A 16,744-nucleotide genomic window follows, 5' to 3' on the forward strand; every position below is an offset into this window, starting at 1 on the left:
CTGTGCGTCGATATAACCCCACTGATTAAAGTATCACCTTATGGATTTGGGAAAACCCGCTTAATCATCACTCCGTCAATTCTCACATGATAGGCAATCTCAAAAGGTCTCGTCGAACCGGGCGTATATTTAGGGACAACCCGGATAAATACATTTTTATTAGCTGCTACTTCTTTGGCAATTAATTTCTCAAATTCTCGAAATGATCCCCTGTTTACACTCAGATTTTGCGGAAAAATATTTCCAGAGTACTTATTGCCAAGTCCCCCAAGATTCTTGCCAATCGCATGTCCAGCATCATCCGTTGACTTTCCAAGCTTTCTTACATATTTTCTTGAGGCAGCATTGGTATCTGTCCCCTTTCCCAAATGGCGCTTTTCGAGTTTTGCAAAAACTGAGAGAAGCTCTCCTTTACTGCCAATAGATGTTCGATACGTCAAGCCACTAGCCGTTGTAAGCTCAAAGCGTTCAATTCCTTTTCCTGCTTTTAATATTTTCTTGGAAACAATTTTACCAAAAGGCAGGCGGCTCATACCAATCGTCAGCACTGAGGCTGCCATATATTCAGGATTCATGAGTTTTTTCGGATGGCGGATCACATCCGCAATCTCTTTTCCACTTGCAGCAAGACCAATTCCAGTTGAAACAGCTACAAGGGCAGACCAAACACCTAGAAATGGAACCGTCAAAGCGAATGCTCCTGCAAAAATGGCTCCTTTTTCCCAACCAGATAATCCATCCCACCAATTTTGTAGGCTATCAAATAGACAGGCGAAACAGGCCTCGTAGCCACTAGCTACATATTCCCATCCGCTATACATCATTATCACTAAAAGCGTCGCAGCAATTGCTAGAATGATTTGATAATATTTTTCAACATTTTCCGTTAATTGTGAAAGACGCGTCTCCTTAGCTTCGTTGTTTCCATAGAGGAGAGTCAAGTTGAACTCTCGACGCTCTCGATAAAAATGCAACAAAAACCCATAATGCTGGCGACTTCTGAAAAAAGCGATGATCAAATTCCAGATTTCAGAGAAAGGGTTAATCGCTTTTTCATGCGGCAGTCTCGGGATCTGCTCCTTATTTCTATTTAGGTCGGCATAATCAATGATTAAAGCAATGCCTAACATAATCAAAAACCAGGTTTTTGCTTGGTAACCGCTTCCTAATAACCCATGAAAAGCCCTAATCCAATCTGGAAATTGGTAGCTGCCATTCCACAAGGCATGGTCCACTATAGCAACAAATAGACAGAAGCCCGGCACAATAAAGGTAAGGTTTTTCAGCTTTTTTCTAAACCTTATAGCAAAGCCAATGGCAAGGGTAATCATTGCTGTTAACAGGGCATGATTAGCTGTCATTCGGGTTGGGATGAAGCTTTCCTCCATATAGCCGGGAAAAAGGGTAAAGAAGTCCCAATGAAGGACTTGCCCGCCAAATAAAGTAAATCCATACATATTGCCTGCTGCAATTCTTCTGGCAAACTCCTCTATGAGCTGAAAGCCCGCACCAGTTGCCGCTCCAATTAAAGCATAGTCTGTGAGACTTAGAGAACTAGCTCGTCTAGACAAATATAAATATGCAGCTAGCGGCAATAATTTAAAAACTTCCTCCATAATAGGGGTTAAGATAGACATACTCCAAAAATCAGAAGTCAACCCGCCAAATAACTTTGTAATGAGAAGAACAATAACGGCTGTCAATGGAACGACAAACCAAGCACCCGCAAGGAAAAAACGAGTATATTGCTTCCAGGTAAGCGTTTTACTTCGACAAAGAATCCAGAACTGCACGATCAGATAAAAAGACCATAAGAACTGGACCACCATTGTTCGCGAATCTTTCAAGAAAAAGAGACTAATAATGAAAGCAATAACAAAGATCCACGAAACAATCATATATAGATAGGTAATGATCGGAAACTTACCAACCAGTGTTTGCCAAGCGGTTTGGACTCTTTCTAAAGTAGACCGAATTTCATGACGAAAATTCCCTAGCATCTCTAACATGTAGCCGCCTCCTTATCACGAAACAACTATTTTGGCTTTATGCTACACGAATAGATAAGGATTGAACATAGGTAGAATGTTGTAAATCCAGTAATTCGATAAACTCTAAGGCGGGTCAGGCACCTTATAAAGCTTTCGTTAAATATAAAGCTAAATCGTCATTCACTTGCACTTGTTCCCCACGTTTTATTTGTTTTCCGTTTTGGGAGATGCCGCGGCCATCTGGCAGGTAGCCTCTGCTGATATATAAGCGTTGGGCAGCGCCGTAATCCTCCATAAGTCCAAAACCAATTCCAATGATGGGATGTGTAGCCGCGACAATTCGCTCTGCTTCGTCCATCAACTTAGTAGCGATCCCTTTATTTTGATTGTGGATTAGCACATTCAAATCGACGATTTCTGGAATTCCCTTTTCTAAAAATGGTGGATAGGTCGATTGCCATTTTATTGTGACATAGCCAGCAAACTTGTTTACGTATTCGGCTACGAGAACCACTCTTTCCCCGTTATCCTGCTCCAGAGCATATTGTTCAAATTGTGAGGCTGGCTTATGCCACCCTTGCTTTTTAAAAGCCGCTTCGATGACATTGAAGTCAGCTTTAGTCAATAGACGAATCGATATAGGCTGTTCTTTCATTACTGTTCCACTCTTCTTTCATCTTGATTTCAACTACCTAATAAGCGTAAACGATAAGCATTCATCGCTGTCTCTCCAAGCTGATCAAGGAGATTATAATTCGCATAGGCACCTACAACAGCACCCACTCCAGGAATTAATTGAAACATTTTCACCAAATCAATATGATCGCGATATTCTTGTTGAAAAACGCGCCAGTCCATATCAAGCAGTTCCCGCTTCTTGCTCTCCCAATGTTTAATCGTCTCAAATGTTTCCTTTCGTTTCTCATCACTAGAGAATGCTAGCTGGAAGACATGGAGGATAAATAGCCGTTCTTCATATTTATTAGTATCAAACCCATAAATCGTAGCTGCCTCAAATAAAAATTTCATTTTAATCGACAGCAGGAGGGGAAAATCAGCCAAACCCAGTAAAATACCGCCAGCCCCTGTACCCGCCCCCTCTACCACAGCTGTTTTTCTATACGTCGTAAGCTTTTGCTTTACCTTTTTGTCTTGTTCATAAAGATTGACTTCCATAAACGTTTCTTTTTTCGTTGTCACATTAGACCCAGCAAGTGTTGCCTTTGCCATATTTTTTATACTTTCAGTGACCACATTATGAACTTTTTCCGGAATCAAGCTATTCATCTTTGTTTGCGTCGTTTTCGACATTCGATTAAAAAGGCTCGATCGTTTTGAAATTTTCCTTTGCCATAAGACCAGTTCATCTCTTACTTTATCTTCATATTCTGCCAAGAATGACACATCCTTTATTTTTCATATAATCACTAAAATGCGTGCGACCTGATAACAAAGTATACGGATCTTCTCTAAAAAAGGATTCATTCGCTTGAAGGGCATATTTCCTTTAAAGCATTTTAGGCGTTCAAACACTAATCAATTATATATTTTTAAAAAAAGAGCTGTTTCAAAGGATGTATATCCTTTTGAAACAACTCATCTAATTAGAACATGTTGGCAACTTCTCTGGTTCCATAATTTGATTATCGGTTACGTGGATCTGACAGGTTTTCCCACTCACAACAATTTTAAAAACACCTGTGTTAAAGTCTGTGCCAATTTCCTTGTAGAAAATTCCTTCAAAGCAGGATCGTCTAGATAGAGTGAAGCTTAATTGATAACCACCGTTTTCATCCTTCACTAGAAAGCAACGAACACCTTTTTCATAGATCCCATCTTCTTCGCTTTTAATGGTACGATCGACCGAAACGATATGCAAGTCAACAAAAGAAATCTCTCTTAATAAAACATTGACAAATGATCCTTTTGTAATTTCTTCCCATCGATTTTGCGCTGTCTCCCCAATTATAATTTGTGTCACATTATAATGATAAGCAGCATCTGCAATGACCTTCGCAGACGGGCGTTTTTCATTATCCCGCAAAATAAATTCTTCCGCCTCTAATTCATCTGCTAATTCCCTCCAACGTTCTACATAGGCCGACTTTTCCGCATCGAATTCATCATATGGACGTGGATCTACCGACAATATATAGAAAGGACAATTCAACATATTCGCTATTTTAGAGCAACGCCTAATAAGACGCTCCCCATTCGGACCGTAATAAACACAGACGAGAATACACTCATCCATACGACCCTTTACTCTTCTCATGAGTCATTCCACCTCTTCATTTTTTCTTCACTTTTACTCATCATTTTCATTATTGATCCAATATAACATATTTCATCCTAAAAATACGTATTTTTTTAAAAACGTCTCATGTGCGTTATTCAGTGGATTCGTGTATACTATTGTATATAGTATACATAAAATAAAGAAATGTATATGGGCAACAATTGAGGCTGGGACATAATAAAAAATTAAGCTCCAAAGACGAATCATATGTTATCTTAGCGGAGGAAATATACGTAGACTCCTGCGGGAAGTGAGAGTTAGGCAAGACCCCGGAAGGTGAAGCCTAGGAGACTTGCCACTCCTCCGCGGAAAGCGAAGTATATTTCCGGAGCGGAGGTATATACCCTCTAGTAGTTCGCTTTTTTCCTTAGTAAAAACACTTATGTCCGGCCTCTTAAGAATAGCGCAAACGCCTTTAATATAGGAAGAACGACTAAGGATAAGCCATTCCCCCACAATCTGTGGGCCCCATATGCCCATATCTCGGTTCGCCTGCTACTCTTCTGCCATCGTTCATGTATTTCCTTTACCATTTTGTCCATATTAAATCTTAAATTGTTTTCTGCCTTTTTTAACGTGTTTACGGGGATTAGGACTGCGTTCACAACATAGAGGCAAGACAGATTGGAGGTTTCACTTTGTTATCCATCAACATAACAATAGTCATCCCCCTATTTATTGCATTATTCTTACCGTACCTTTCTAAAAAGAAATTACCCTTTCATATAGGATGGATTGTTCTAGCTGTTCCCATTATCCTATTTATTATGCTTGCAAGTTTCATCCCTTCTGTTGCGTCCGGAGAAACATATCTCCATACAATCGAATGGATTCCTACCTATGGCATTCACTTTACGACTCATCTAGATGGTCTTAGCATGATCTTTGCACTATTAATCACAGGGATTGGAAGCTTGGTCATCCTTTATTCCATTTATTATTTATCATCGAAGGAATCCCTTCACACTTTTTATGTGTATTTACTTCTATTCATGACCGCAATGCTAGGCGTTGTGTTTTCAGAAAATTTATTTGTTTTGTATGTGTTTTGGGAGCTAACGAGTATTTCGTCCTTTCTATTAATCGCTTTTTGGTATCATCGAAAAGGTTCCCGAAATGGCGCTCAAAAGGCGCTTTTAATTACAGTTAGCGGCGGTTTCTCTATGCTGACTGGATTTATCATGCTTTATTCCATGACTGCTTCAGCAAGTATTCGTGAGATCATTTCATCGATTGATCAATATACGGGGCATCCTTTATTTATCCCAGCCTTAGTTCTAATTTTAATTGGCGCTTTCACGAAATCTGCACAATTCCCATTTCATATTTGGTTACCTGATGCGATGGAGGCACCAACTCCTGTCAGTGCTTATCTCCATTCCGCTACAATGGTCAAGGCGGGAATTTATTTGGTAGCACGTTTTACACCTATTTTTGGTGGTGAAGCCTTGTGGTTCTGGTTGGTGAGTTGTATAGGACTTGCCACGATGTTCTGGGGATCTTTCCGAGCCATTCGACAAACAGATTTAAAAGCGTTGCTCGCTTTTTCAACTGTTAGTCAGCTTGGTTTAATTATGAGCCTGCTTGGTTTAGGATCTATCGCTTATCATTTAGGTGTACAAGAAGAATCAGTGCTCTTCACGCTCGCTACGTTTGCGGCGCTATTTCATCTAATTAATCATTCTACCTTCAAGGGTGCACTTTTTATGATTGTTGGAATTGTCGACCATGAATTAGGAACACGGGATATCCGTAGGCTTGGTGGTTTAATGTCCTTTATGCCGATTTCCTTCACAGTCGCCTTAGCTGGAAGTTTCTCTATGGCCGGATTACCACCTTTTAATGGCTTTTTAAGTAAAGAAATGTTCTTTACAGCTGTCCTTAACATTCATCAGCTTGATCTATTCTTCTTGGATACCTGGGGTGTTCTTTTCCCGGTTATTGCCTGGATTGGCAGCATCTTAACCTTTGTCTATTGCATGATCTTTGTATTTAAAACTTTTACAGGAACCTATCAAGAGAAAAAACTTGAACACAAGGCTCATGAAGCTCCAATAGGTATGTTGATTTCACCCGTCATATTAGCGATCTTAGTGCTTGGTATTTTCTTTTTCCCAAATGTTTTAGGAAAATATATTATTACACCTGCGATGTATAGTATTTTTCCAACCTTTACACCGTCGCTTGATTTAAGTCAGAAGATTTCCCCTTGGCATGGATGGAATATGGAAATTGTGATGACAATCGGTGTCATCATCCTTGGTACGTTCTTATACATCTTCTTCCGGAAATGGAAGGGAGTCTATTCGTTATTTCCACCAAAGTGGAGCTTAAATACTTTATATGACAGTCTATTGGAACAATCAGAGGGGCGTTCCAAAACATTTACAAAATTCTATTTGACAGGATATTTACGGGATTATTTAGTTTATATCTTTCTCTTTCTAGTTGTCGTAACAGGTGGAACTTTCTTTTACACAAACGCCTTTTCATTTGATATGTCAGGAGATGCGCCGGTTCGGGTCTATGAATGGATTGTTGTACTTGTCATGGCGATTGCGGGGGTTTCTATCTTATTTGCTAAGTCTCGTGTAACAGCCATTCTATTAAATAGTGTACTTGGCTATATGGTCGCTGTACTATTTGTTGTATTTCGCGCACCTGATTTGGCCCTTACCCAACTTGTTGTCGAAACCATCTCAACGGTCTTATTTTTACTTTGTTACCATTTCCTACCAGAGTGGAAAAAGGAAAATGCAAAACGAAAAACCAAAATCACAAACATAATTATCTCCGTTTCGGTAGGGAGTCTATTCATCCTCGTTGCTTTAGCTGTGAATAGTGAAAACCTCTTTGAAACCATCTCCCGTTATTTTGAAGGGGCCTATGAGCTTGCCGGCGGAAAAAATATCGTAAACGTGATTTTAGGGGATTTCAGGGCCTTCGATACAATGCTCGAAGTCGTCGTCCTCTTCATTGCTGGTATTGGTGTCTATAGTCTTATTCAGCGCAAAGGGGTAAAGGAGGAGGAAAAGCTTGAAGATCAATGATGTGATTTTACAGACGGTTGCAAAAGTCGTTGTATTTATTATATTAACCCTTGCCGTTTATCTATTTTTGTCTGGTCACAATAGTCCAGGCGGGGGATTCATCGGGGGACTCGTCCTAGCTGCGGCCGTTGTCTTGCTCTGTCTCGCCTTTGATACTGAAACGATTCATAAGGCGATACCATTTAATTTTAAGTTAGTAGCTGCAGTAGGAGCCTTCATTGCTGTCTCAACGGGCGTCGGAGCCGTATTGTTTGGTGCCCCCTTTTTAAAGCAAGTCTTTCATCACTTCCACTTGCCACTTCTAGGCGAGACGGAGCTCACAACTGTGACAATATTTGAGGCAGGAGTCGCCTTAGTCGTTGTTGGAGTGGTTGTGACGATTATTTCAAGTATTAGTAAGGATGTGTAGCCAATGGAAACATTAATGATCATTCTGGCGGGGATTTTAGTAATGATCGCAACCTATTTATTTCTCTCCAAAAATTTAATTCGTGTGATCCTAGGGTCTGCCATCCTATCCCATGCCGCTCATTTACTTATTATGACAATGGGGGGCCTCAAAACTGGAAGTGTTCCCATTATTGGGGAAAAACCGATCGCTTATACAGACGCTCTTCCCCAGGCTCTCATTTTAACATCGATTGTAATCGGATTTGCCGTAACAGCTTTGTTTCTTGTTTTAGCTTATCGAACGCATCGTAAGCTTGGCACCGATAATCTTGCTCAACTAAGAGGGACTCATGATGAATAATATGATTGTTTTACCAATGGTGATCCCAATTCTAACAGCCATTTTACTGGTTTTCCTGCGGCGACGTATTCGAATCCAAAAATGGCTTAGCATCGGATCCCTACTTCTAACAATTGGTATAAGTATATTTCTATTAAATCAAATTCAAACAGAAGGAATCCTTCGATTGGACTTTGGGGGATGGAAACCGCCGTTTGGCATTCTTTTTGTCGCAGATTCCTTCTCTATGTTGCTTGTCCTGACGACATCGATCGTATCAGCTGTATGCTTATTATATGCTTTCTATTCTTTGGATGAAAAATTGGAAAAGCTATTTATTTATCCTTTTATATTTTTTATGATTGCGGGTGTCCATGGTTCTTTTTTAACAGGGGACCTCTTCAACCTCTATGTATGTTTTGAAGTAATGTTATTGGCTTCCTATATACTTGCCGCCATCGGAGGAACGAAAAAGCAACTAAGAGAATCGATTAAGTATATTGCAATCAATGTCCTATCTTCTTGGCTATTCTTAGTAGCGATCGCCTATTTATATGGAACATTGGGTACCTTGAATCTGGCCCATTTATCATACAGAATAGCGGAGGTTGGACAAACACCTATTTTAACCGTCATTAGTATTTTATTTCTTGTTGTCTTTAGCTTAAAAGCAGGCTTATTGCTATACTTCTGGCTTCCAGGTGCATATAGTGCTCCACCTACAGCGATTGCTGCATTATTTGGAGCCTTACTAACGAAGGTGGGGATCTATTCTCTGTTTCGCATCTTCACCTTGTTATTTTATCACGAGCCTGCGATTACCCACACAATCATCGGTGTGATGGCCGGTCTCACATTAATCGCCGGTAGTATTGGTGCGATCGCCTTTAAGGACCTTCGCCAAATTATTTCTTTTAATGTCGTCATTGCCGTTGGATTTATATTAGTAGGACTTGCTGTATCCACACCAGTGTCAATAGAAGGTTCCATTTATTATCTAATTCACGATATGGTCGTGAAAGGATTACTATTCTTATTAGGAGGAACCGTCATTGCTTTAACAGGAACAGCTAGAATTGATAGAATGAGTGGACTTATAGGGAACTATCCTTTACTAGGCTGGCTGTTCTTGATCGTCACCTTATCCCTAGCAGGGGTTCCACCGCTTAGTGGATTCATTGGAAAAGTTTTGGTCGGAAAAGGCGCGATTGATACAGGTCATTATCTCCTTACAGCGCTCGCGATTATTTCAAGTATTTTTGTTTTATATTCACTGCTCCGTGTTTTTCTTAACAGCTTTTGGGGAGAAACCATTATTCAAATAGAAGATGAAATGCCGTTAAGAAAAGGGTTGATTATCCCTTGCCTACTTCTAACAGCCGGCACAATCGGACTAGGATTTGGCACGGAATACCTTGCTCCATATGTGCGTGATGCAGCTCACACATTAACGAATCCACATATTTATATCGAGGCAATACTTGAAGGAAAAATTCCATAGAGACAAGAAAAGCGCAAGGCGCCCGCTACCTTCGACAAGCAAATGTTCCTGAGCCTCGAGGGGCTAGGCGCTGGAGCTAGATCCAAACACTAGCCATGTCTATACTTTCTTTAAAAATGAGGTGAAGCAATATGCCCGCTCAATTTATTATGAATTTATTTATTGCCTTTCTCTGGATGCTACTGACGGATGAGGATGAATTGCGATTATCCACATTTTTTGCTGGGTATCTAGTCGGAATTGTCATTGTTTTTCTGATGCAACGCTTTTTTAAAAAGCAATTTTATTTACAAAGATTTTATTATGTATTAAAACTATTTTTTATTTTTAACTCCGAACTGTTCCAATCGGCCTTTCTTGTTATGAGGCATATATTAAGTCCAAAAATTGATATTCAACCAGGAATTTTCACTTATAAAACAGCGTTGAAAAGCGATTGGGAAGTCACGACACTTTCTATGCTCCTCACCTTGACTCCTGGATCTGTCGTTATGGAGGTCTCTCCAGAAGGAGATACACTTTATATTCATGCTTTAGATATTGAAAGATATAAGGATTTTCTTCTACGTTCCTTAGGAAAATTTGAAAAAGCTATCATGGAGGTGACACGCTAATGATCAAAATCATGTTATTTACAACACTCTCATTATTTGGAGTCGCCATTGCTATCGCTCTATATCGGATTATTAAGGGGCCTTCCATCCCAGACCGAGTGATTGCCCTTGATATGATTGGTGTGAATCTTATTGCTGTCATCGCTGTCATATCCATCGCTCTTAAAACGAAGGCCTTTTTAGAAGTCATCCTCGTGCTTGGAATTCTATCCTTTATAAGTACGATTGCCTTTTCAAAATTTATTGTGAGAGGTGTTATCATTGAACGGAAGCGAGACAAGTGAATTTATAACGGTTTTCCTGATGCTGATTGGAAGTATTATTAGTGTGATTAGTGCTGTTGGTATTATTCGATTTCCAGATGTTTACACCCGTTCACATGCTGCCACAAAAAGCGCTACATTAGCCGTCCTTCTTACTTTAGTAGGGGCGTTTCTATACTTTTTATTTACAGAATCTCTTGTCAGTATTCGCCTAATCTTGGGGATTGTCTTTGTCTTTCTAACTTCTCCTGTCGCAGGCCATCTTATCATTCGGGCCGCCTATCGTTCAAATGTCAAATTAGCCGATTCGACCGTAGAGGATGAATTAAAAGACGTCCTTCATCAAGATGATAAATATAATGAGGCTGGGGAAAAAACGAACTACTAGGATGCATATCACCCGCTCGGAAATATACTCCGCTTTCCGCAGGCGGTTGGTGAGCTTCCTCAGCCCTACAGGATGTAGGTCACGAAGGCGTTGTGACGTACAAGATCGTACTAGTGCAGGTGAATTTCAACAGGATGTTGCACTTTGAGCCTGCAGTCAGGACGGCGCGTACTTAGCCTTTGATCCTCATTCGCACTCCGGGATCTCACCGATACCCTTCCGACGAACACGATGTTCTAAGTATCAGCGTTGGTCACAGAACGTGACCGTGACTAATCGACCTCCCTAATGCATTGTTCGTCTCTGGATTTTAGAATTTTAGTTATATCCCAGCCTCGTCTATATTAAATGAAATTTCAATTGGCATACTGCCAGCTGATTCAGAATACTAGCCATCATCCCTGCCTTCTATTCAACCAATCATCCATATAAATAACATTCTCTCTATCCATTTTATCTTCATAATGGCGCAATATTTTCTTTGTTTCGTATTGGCCCAGCGTGATCGAGCGCTCTAACGATTTAACCGCAAATCGACCAATATCTTGTAAATCGATATCAATTAATAGATCTGTATACTGTTCTAAACACCGATCTGTATTTTTTTGACTCGCTATATCAATATAACGATTCACAACAGACAAAAGATTGGTAGGATAGTGTGGATTTGTACTGCGCACTCTGACAGATGTTACATTTTTAGCGCCCATTTTACGAACAATATCAGCCGGGTTATTATTTAAAACATAGCCATCCACAAGTAAGCGTTCATTAATCTCAACGGGTGAAAATATGCCAGGAATCGACATGCTTGCCCGTATCGCCATAGCTACCTCTCCTGAATCAATGACCATCATCTCACCTGAAATCAAATCAACACAGATAACCGCAAATGGGATGTCTAAATCCGAGAAGTGCCTTCCTTCGGTCCAATTTAGTAAGCTTTGATAAATCCGATCCCCTTTTAACATTCCTTTTCGGTTAAGAGCAAAATCAAGATAACGACGAACCGATAATTGCTGCACAATATTTTTCATCATCTCCGGTTGAATTCCACAAGCATAAAGACCGCCCACAACGGCCCCTGCACTAGTGCCTGCAATATGAGTAATCGTAATCCCTTGGTCCACCAGTTCCTTTAAAGCACCAATATGAGCGACTCCCCGTAAAGAACCTCCTCCTAGTGAAAGTCCTGTTTGTTTCAACTTTCTTCTCCTCCCTCTTTCCTTCTCGAAAAATCCCTTTTTCTGTGGGTTATTCTTGTATATGTAATCAAACCTATAATGGCTATTCCGATTATGATGATACCATAACCATAGAAGCTGTATGATTCAAAAAAATGTTGAAAAGCTTGATAATTCCCTTTAAAATAATTCCCTAGAAAAATCATAACATAAGACCATGGGTAAATTCCTATAAAAGTCAATATTATATATTTATATAATTGAACATTGCTCATTCCAGCAATATAAGATATATAATTTCCAATGCCAAAGGGACGTGAAAGAGCAACACTCCAAACACCGTAACGATTAAAATAGGCTGCTCCCTTTTCTAATCCTTTTCTAAATCGCTTTGGAAAATGTCCACCCAGCTTTTTCCCTACATAATAGGGAACGAAGCTAGCCAAAGTGTATGAAACGCTCATCCCAAAAGCAATAAAAACGATCTGAATATAGCTGGGCGCTAGGATATATCCATAAGAGAGGACAAGTATTAAACCGGGGAATGGTAAAGATGAACCTTCTAAAAACATAACAAAAAATAATCCAGGTAACCCCAAAGTTTGGAGCCATTCTAAAAACTGTTGAATCATGAATGTATTCCTTCCTTCTGCTATTCAGGATTTTCAACCGCTATTTTTGTATTCTGTATAGCATTTTTCTGATCAGGGTGCAGGATATAATGAATTAACCGAACAATATCAGAGGGATATCCAACCTCTATTTCATTGAGATAGCAGTGAATGGAATGCTGAATTTGCGCCATTAAGGATGTATCCTGAAAGAAAGATAGAATTGATGTATCCAAAGGTTGTGCAGGATTTAATTCCAGAATCAACTTCCTATCCTTTAAAAGCTGTAAATTAATTTCTTCTTGACCTGGTAAAGCTGAATGGATAAAAATCGGAAGGCCCTTCCTCAATGATTCACTGATCGTAACACCACCGGGCTTTGTAATAATCGCATCAACACGTTCGTATAGGGCATTCATTTTTGCTTTGTCGGAAATATAAGGAATAGGCTGAACATTCTTCCTATCTAATTTCTGAAGTTGTTGAAACAGTCTTTTGTTTTTACCACATAGTACATAATATATGATCTTTCCCTCTCCACTCGGGCTTGCTAACTTTAGTAAACTCAGAATTCCCCCAAGTCCCACACTTCCGCCTGAAATGAGCACTTTCCATTTTTGCTGATTGGCATGCATTCTATTCTTTCTTTCACTAAATTGTTCCCCGATTGGAATCCCCGTAACCCAAACCCTACTTTCTGATACATGATTTGAAACTAATAATTGCTGCTTCATCGCAGAATTCGATACTAAATGATAATCAATCCCTTCTATTCCCCACACATCATTAATAAAAAAATCTGTATAGACATTCATAACCGGAATCGTTAATTGATGATCCTTTTTTAAAGTACTTAAAAGATGTGAAGGAAACGCATGAGTACAAATAATGAGATCAGGTTTCTCCCGCAAAAGAATGGCCTTCATCTTCTTTAAAAATAGATGGTCATAATACTTTTTATAATCATGCTCTGTTTGTGAGCTATGGGCCATTTTTTTATATGTCCATGCATAGCTTTTTGGAAAGAAGTGAATCCACCCCAAATACGTTTTTGTTACCATACTTTCAAGCACGGGATTCCAAGCGCTTAATAAATCAATTTTTTTACAAAGCGTCGCTTTATTTCTTTTTTGTAAATAACTGATCATCGTTTCTGCCACTTGATGGTGACCAGATGGCATTGTTAATAAGGGGAAAAACAATATTTTTTTCATTCACTTCCATCCCTTTCTCTATTTTTCAAATATAGGCTACCAAACAGTACCTAATGAAATGGATCATTGTCCTCTTAGATATTTATATAGACGAAAAAACAATTTTAAACCCTGCAATGAAAGACAAATAAAGGGAAACTTCAGTCAGGGGGGTATTACTGCCTATAATGCGGGATAAATTTCTTAACTGTATTGAATCAATTTCATAATTCCCTTTTCGTAAAAAGCCAGTCTAAAAAAAATAAAATAATATCAAAACAAGGGATTGTTCTCTTGAAGTTTGACATCCTGTTTGGGGCATCCCTTCCTTTTTGCAGGAATTAGGGCCTCTAATCATGAATTGATATAGAGGCATTGTAAAAAACGTCTAGATGGAGGTATTTTATGGATCAATTAGAATTTATTCAGTACAGTTCCCACAAAAAATTGGTAGAAGAGATATTGAAAGAATACCAACCTAAACATGAATGTATTGGCTTCATGCTTATTGGTTCAGTTGCAAGAGGGGATGCCTATCCGGAATCAGATTTGGACTTATTGTTCCTCCTCGAAAACGAGCATAGCCAACCATTCCAAACAGAAGTAAAGGACAATATATTAATTGAATACAAATATACAAATTTCAAACAAGCTCAAGTAAAACTAGAAAAAAATCCAATGGAAATTTATTCATACTTGGATGGAAAAGTTATATATGACAAAAAGGGACAGTTCATTGAATTAAAAAGGATTGCCCTTGAAAAGTATAATTCCTACCAAATTCCCGAGCACCAGACAAATGCAATTTTACATTGGCTAAAAAGTTCATACCATAAGATTAGTGCGGCGAATCAAGGAGAGGATCATTTAAAGGCGGCGTATGTCATCAATACATCGACATGGGTGATGTTAGAAGGTCTATGGGCAATAAATCATCAACCTATGCCTCCTTCAGGAGCAGTTTGGGCACATATTATCAACTTAAAAAGACAACCTCCTAACCTAGACTCATTATTAAAAACAGTATTCGTTGGAGATGTAAAAGAACAAATCGACTCTTTTATGATAATAATAGAGTGGATAATGACAAATCTTGCAAAGGCTGTAAGCAATAGTAGATAACCTTAATCATGCAAATGAATGTGATTTTATCCACAAAAATGTTTATAATGGATGTTGGTTATGATTTTTAAAAAAGGAGTGATGGGAATGAAAGCATGGCATTATGCACTCCTAGTCTTTTTCGGTGGATGTTGTTATGGGGTCTTATCGACTTTTGTAAAATTAGCTTATGCAGCTGGCTTCACCATGGCAGAAGTTTCTGGGGGACAATACTTATTCGGCACAATCCTTACTTGGGTGCTCGTTCTATTTATAAAAAAGAAGAAAACTCACTTATCTTTCAAGCAAACAATGAAAATAATCATTTCAGGGATCCCAATGGGTTTAACGGGAATCTTTTACTATAAATCCCTACAAACAGTGGACGCCTCTCTCGCGATTATTTTTCTATTTCAATTTGTCTGGATTGGAACGGTGCTTGAATGGATCTTCTATAAAGTAAAGCCAAATCGAAATAAACTAATCTCTATTATTATTTTACTTTTTGGTTCAGTCCTCGCTACGGGGCTTCTTGCTAGTGGTGGAAAAGAACTATCTTGGATCGGCTTGGGATGGGGCATGCTAGCCGCTTGTTCATTTTCTGCTTTTATTTTGGTCAGTGGGGCTGTAGGAAATCAGCTACACCCAATTTTCAAAAGTGCGCTACTTTCGACGGGGGCTTTATGCACGGTGTTCATTTTATTTCCACCAGCTTTTATCTTCCATGGAGAAACCCTGCTTGGTCTAGCACCATATGGGCTTTTACTTGGCTTTTTCGGGGTGATGTTGCCACCATTATTATTTTCAATCGGAATGCCTCATGTTGGACCAGGGCTTGGCACGATTCTTTCAGCCGCAGAATTACCCACTGCTATTGTTCTCTCAACCTTTGTCCTGCGTGAAACAGTGACATCGATACAATGGGTTGGTGTCATCGTTGTACTATTTGGCATCTTTATTGGGCAGGCATCATTGTTTCTGAAAAGAAAATATGTACGCCCAATAAATGACTAAAACAGTTGAGCAAATTTGCTGGCATTTTGCCGGTAATTTGTGTCAAAATCCTTCAAGTACTGTTCAGGATAAGCTGGTAAAACCTGCCTACCAGCTCTTTTATTGAAATCCTTGAAAAAAAGTATTATTATTTAATATGTTCTAGAATGTAATGCTGGCGTAGCACAGTTGGTAGTGCACATCACTCGTAATGATGAGGTCGGAGGTTCGAATCCTCTCGCCAGCATAACCAATAAACGTTGATATCATGCGAACCTCAAAATTTCAGGGGTTCGCTTTTTCTATAAAGAGATAATGCACTATAGATTCTTCTTAATCGACATTCACAACCCACGTCGATCTCATCTAGATCAAACCGAATCCCCTTACCGGCTTCCAGTGTGATCATAGGGATCCTAAATTTTTAAAAAAGTGAAGAGATATTAACATATTACACGTCTTTATATATAGGCATATGGATTTACTTGGTGATTCTAAAATAATAGCAAAAATTTACTCAAAAAAATTAATAGTGGAGTCGTAGCATATCCATTATGACTATTAAGACTAGAGTTGTGTCCGGAGAAACTACTATAGAGGTATCTGATATGTAATGAAAAGGGAGTGTTAAGCATGGTATTTGGACCCGGTATTTTTATAATAATCGCTTTTGTTGTATTGGTCGTTTTTATAATATTAAGAAATTCAAAACCAAGAAAATAAGGATTTCTTTATCTAATGGATGCGGACTTTTAAGCTGAGGGAACTCAACCTATTCTAAGGATAAATCAGGAAACCACTTTTACAATGTTAGGGAATTTCCATT

16 protein-coding genes and 1 tRNA gene are annotated in these 16,744 nt (G+C 39.1%); 10 read left to right on the plus strand and 7 right to left on the minus strand.

Annotation, left to right across the window (positions count from 1 at the left end; all coding sequences use genetic code 11):
• Positions 1–38: 38 nt before the first annotated feature.
• The 4 genes from IPU53_RS23190 to IPU53_RS23205 form a co-directional block, all read right to left on the minus strand.
• On the minus strand, positions 39–2,009 hold the full coding sequence (locus IPU53_RS23190) for a PrsW family glutamic-type intramembrane protease (protein WP_207453667.1): 1,971 nt from the start codon (positions 2,007–2,009) through the stop codon (positions 39–41).
• 124 nt (positions 2,010–2,133) lie between these two features.
• Positions 2,134–2,646 (minus strand): GNAT family N-acetyltransferase, encoded by a 513-nt coding sequence (locus tag IPU53_RS23195; RefSeq protein ID WP_207453668.1) that lies wholly within the window; start codon positions 2,644–2,646, stop codon positions 2,134–2,136.
• A gap of 29 nt (positions 2,647–2,675) precedes the next feature.
• Positions 2,676–3,386 carry an EcsC family protein gene (locus IPU53_RS23200; protein ID WP_207453669.1) on the minus strand — a complete coding sequence of 237 codons (711 nt, stop codon included), beginning with the start codon at positions 3,384–3,386 and terminating at the stop codon, positions 2,676–2,678.
• A 205-nt stretch (positions 3,387–3,591) separates the two neighbouring features.
• Positions 3,592–4,266, minus strand: coding sequence for a histidine kinase (locus IPU53_RS23205; protein ID WP_207453670.1), 675 nt, complete (start codon positions 4,264–4,266; stop codon positions 3,592–3,594).
• Positions 4,267–4,928: 662 nt separating this feature from the next.
• On the opposite strand from IPU53_RS23205, the gene IPU53_RS23210 reads away from it, so the two are divergent.
• The 7 genes from IPU53_RS23210 (at position 4,929) to IPU53_RS23240 (ending at position 10,836) form a co-directional block, all read left to right on the plus strand.
• Positions 4,929–7,340, plus strand: a complete 2,412-nt coding sequence (locus IPU53_RS23210) for a Na+/H+ antiporter subunit A (RefSeq protein WP_207453672.1) — start codon at positions 4,929–4,931, stop codon at positions 7,338–7,340.
• Positions 7,327–7,749 (plus strand): Na(+)/H(+) antiporter subunit B, encoded by a 423-nt coding sequence (locus IPU53_RS23215; RefSeq protein ID WP_207453674.1) that lies wholly within the window; start codon positions 7,327–7,329, stop codon positions 7,747–7,749. The genes IPU53_RS23210 and IPU53_RS23215 overlap by 14 nt, the downstream gene beginning before the upstream one ends.
• A gap of 3 nt (positions 7,750–7,752) precedes the next feature.
• The gene (locus IPU53_RS23220; protein ID WP_207453676.1) at positions 7,753–8,091 is read left to right on the plus strand and encodes a Na(+)/H(+) antiporter subunit C; all 339 of its coding nucleotides are present in this window, start codon (positions 7,753–7,755) and stop codon (positions 8,089–8,091) included.
• The gene (locus IPU53_RS23225; protein ID WP_207453696.1) at positions 8,084–9,571 is read left to right on the plus strand and encodes a Na+/H+ antiporter subunit D; all 1,488 of its coding nucleotides are present in this window, start codon (positions 8,084–8,086) and stop codon (positions 9,569–9,571) included. Before IPU53_RS23220 ends, IPU53_RS23225 begins: the two co-directional genes overlap by 8 nt.
• Before the next feature lie 131 nt (positions 9,572–9,702).
• Positions 9,703–10,185 carry a Na+/H+ antiporter subunit E gene (locus IPU53_RS23230; RefSeq protein WP_207453678.1) on the plus strand — a complete coding sequence of 161 codons (483 nt, stop codon included), beginning with the start codon at positions 9,703–9,705 and terminating at the stop codon, positions 10,183–10,185.
• Entirely contained in the window at positions 10,185–10,469 is a 285-nt protein-coding gene (locus tag IPU53_RS23235) for a Na(+)/H(+) antiporter subunit F1 (RefSeq protein WP_207453680.1), read from the plus strand. The genes IPU53_RS23230 and IPU53_RS23235 overlap by 1 nt, the downstream gene beginning before the upstream one ends.
• On the plus strand, positions 10,447–10,836 hold the full coding sequence (locus IPU53_RS23240; protein WP_207453682.1) for a Na+/H+ antiporter subunit G: 390 nt from the start codon (positions 10,447–10,449) through the stop codon (positions 10,834–10,836). Before IPU53_RS23235 ends, IPU53_RS23240 begins: the two co-directional genes overlap by 23 nt.
• A 395-nt stretch (positions 10,837–11,231) precedes the next feature.
• Here IPU53_RS23240 and IPU53_RS23245 read toward each other — a convergent pair whose 3' ends face one another.
• Genes IPU53_RS23245 through IPU53_RS23255 form a run of 3 tightly spaced genes read right to left on the minus strand, consistent with a single transcriptional unit; the run spans position 11,232 to position 13,845 of the window.
• Positions 11,232–12,041: a patatin-like phospholipase family protein gene (locus IPU53_RS23245; protein ID WP_207453684.1), complete on the minus strand. Its 810-nt coding sequence runs from the start codon at positions 12,039–12,041 to the stop codon at positions 11,232–11,234.
• Positions 12,038–12,652 carry a DedA family protein gene (locus IPU53_RS23250; protein ID WP_207453686.1) on the minus strand — a complete coding sequence of 205 codons (615 nt, stop codon included), beginning with the start codon at positions 12,650–12,652 and terminating at the stop codon, positions 12,038–12,040. The genes IPU53_RS23245 and IPU53_RS23250 overlap by 4 nt, the downstream gene beginning before the upstream one ends.
• 20 nt (positions 12,653–12,672) lie before the next feature.
• Positions 12,673–13,845: an MGDG synthase family glycosyltransferase gene (locus IPU53_RS23255; protein WP_207453688.1), complete on the minus strand. Its 1,173-nt coding sequence runs from the start codon at positions 13,843–13,845 to the stop codon at positions 12,673–12,675.
• 384 nt (positions 13,846–14,229) lie between these two features.
• On the opposite strand from IPU53_RS23255, the gene IPU53_RS23260 reads away from it, so the two are divergent.
• The 3 genes from IPU53_RS23260 (at position 14,230) to IPU53_RS23270 (ending at position 16,165) form a co-directional block, all read left to right on the plus strand.
• On the plus strand, positions 14,230–14,946 hold the full coding sequence (locus IPU53_RS23260; protein WP_207453690.1) for a nucleotidyltransferase domain-containing protein: 717 nt from the start codon (positions 14,230–14,232) through the stop codon (positions 14,944–14,946).
• Positions 14,947–15,033: 87 nt separating this feature from the next.
• Positions 15,034–15,939 carry an EamA family transporter gene (locus IPU53_RS23265; RefSeq protein ID WP_207453692.1) on the plus strand — a complete coding sequence of 302 codons (906 nt, stop codon included), beginning with the start codon at positions 15,034–15,036 and terminating at the stop codon, positions 15,937–15,939.
• A 153-nt stretch (positions 15,940–16,092) separates the two neighbouring features.
• Positions 16,093–16,165 (plus strand) — tRNA-Thr (locus IPU53_RS23270).
• Positions 16,166–16,744 lie beyond the last annotated feature (579 nt).

This window comes from Bacillus sp. SD088 (genome assembly GCF_017355205.1).
In the GTDB taxonomy this organism is placed as follows: Bacteria; Bacillota; Bacilli; order Bacillales; family Bacillaceae_C; genus Lederbergia.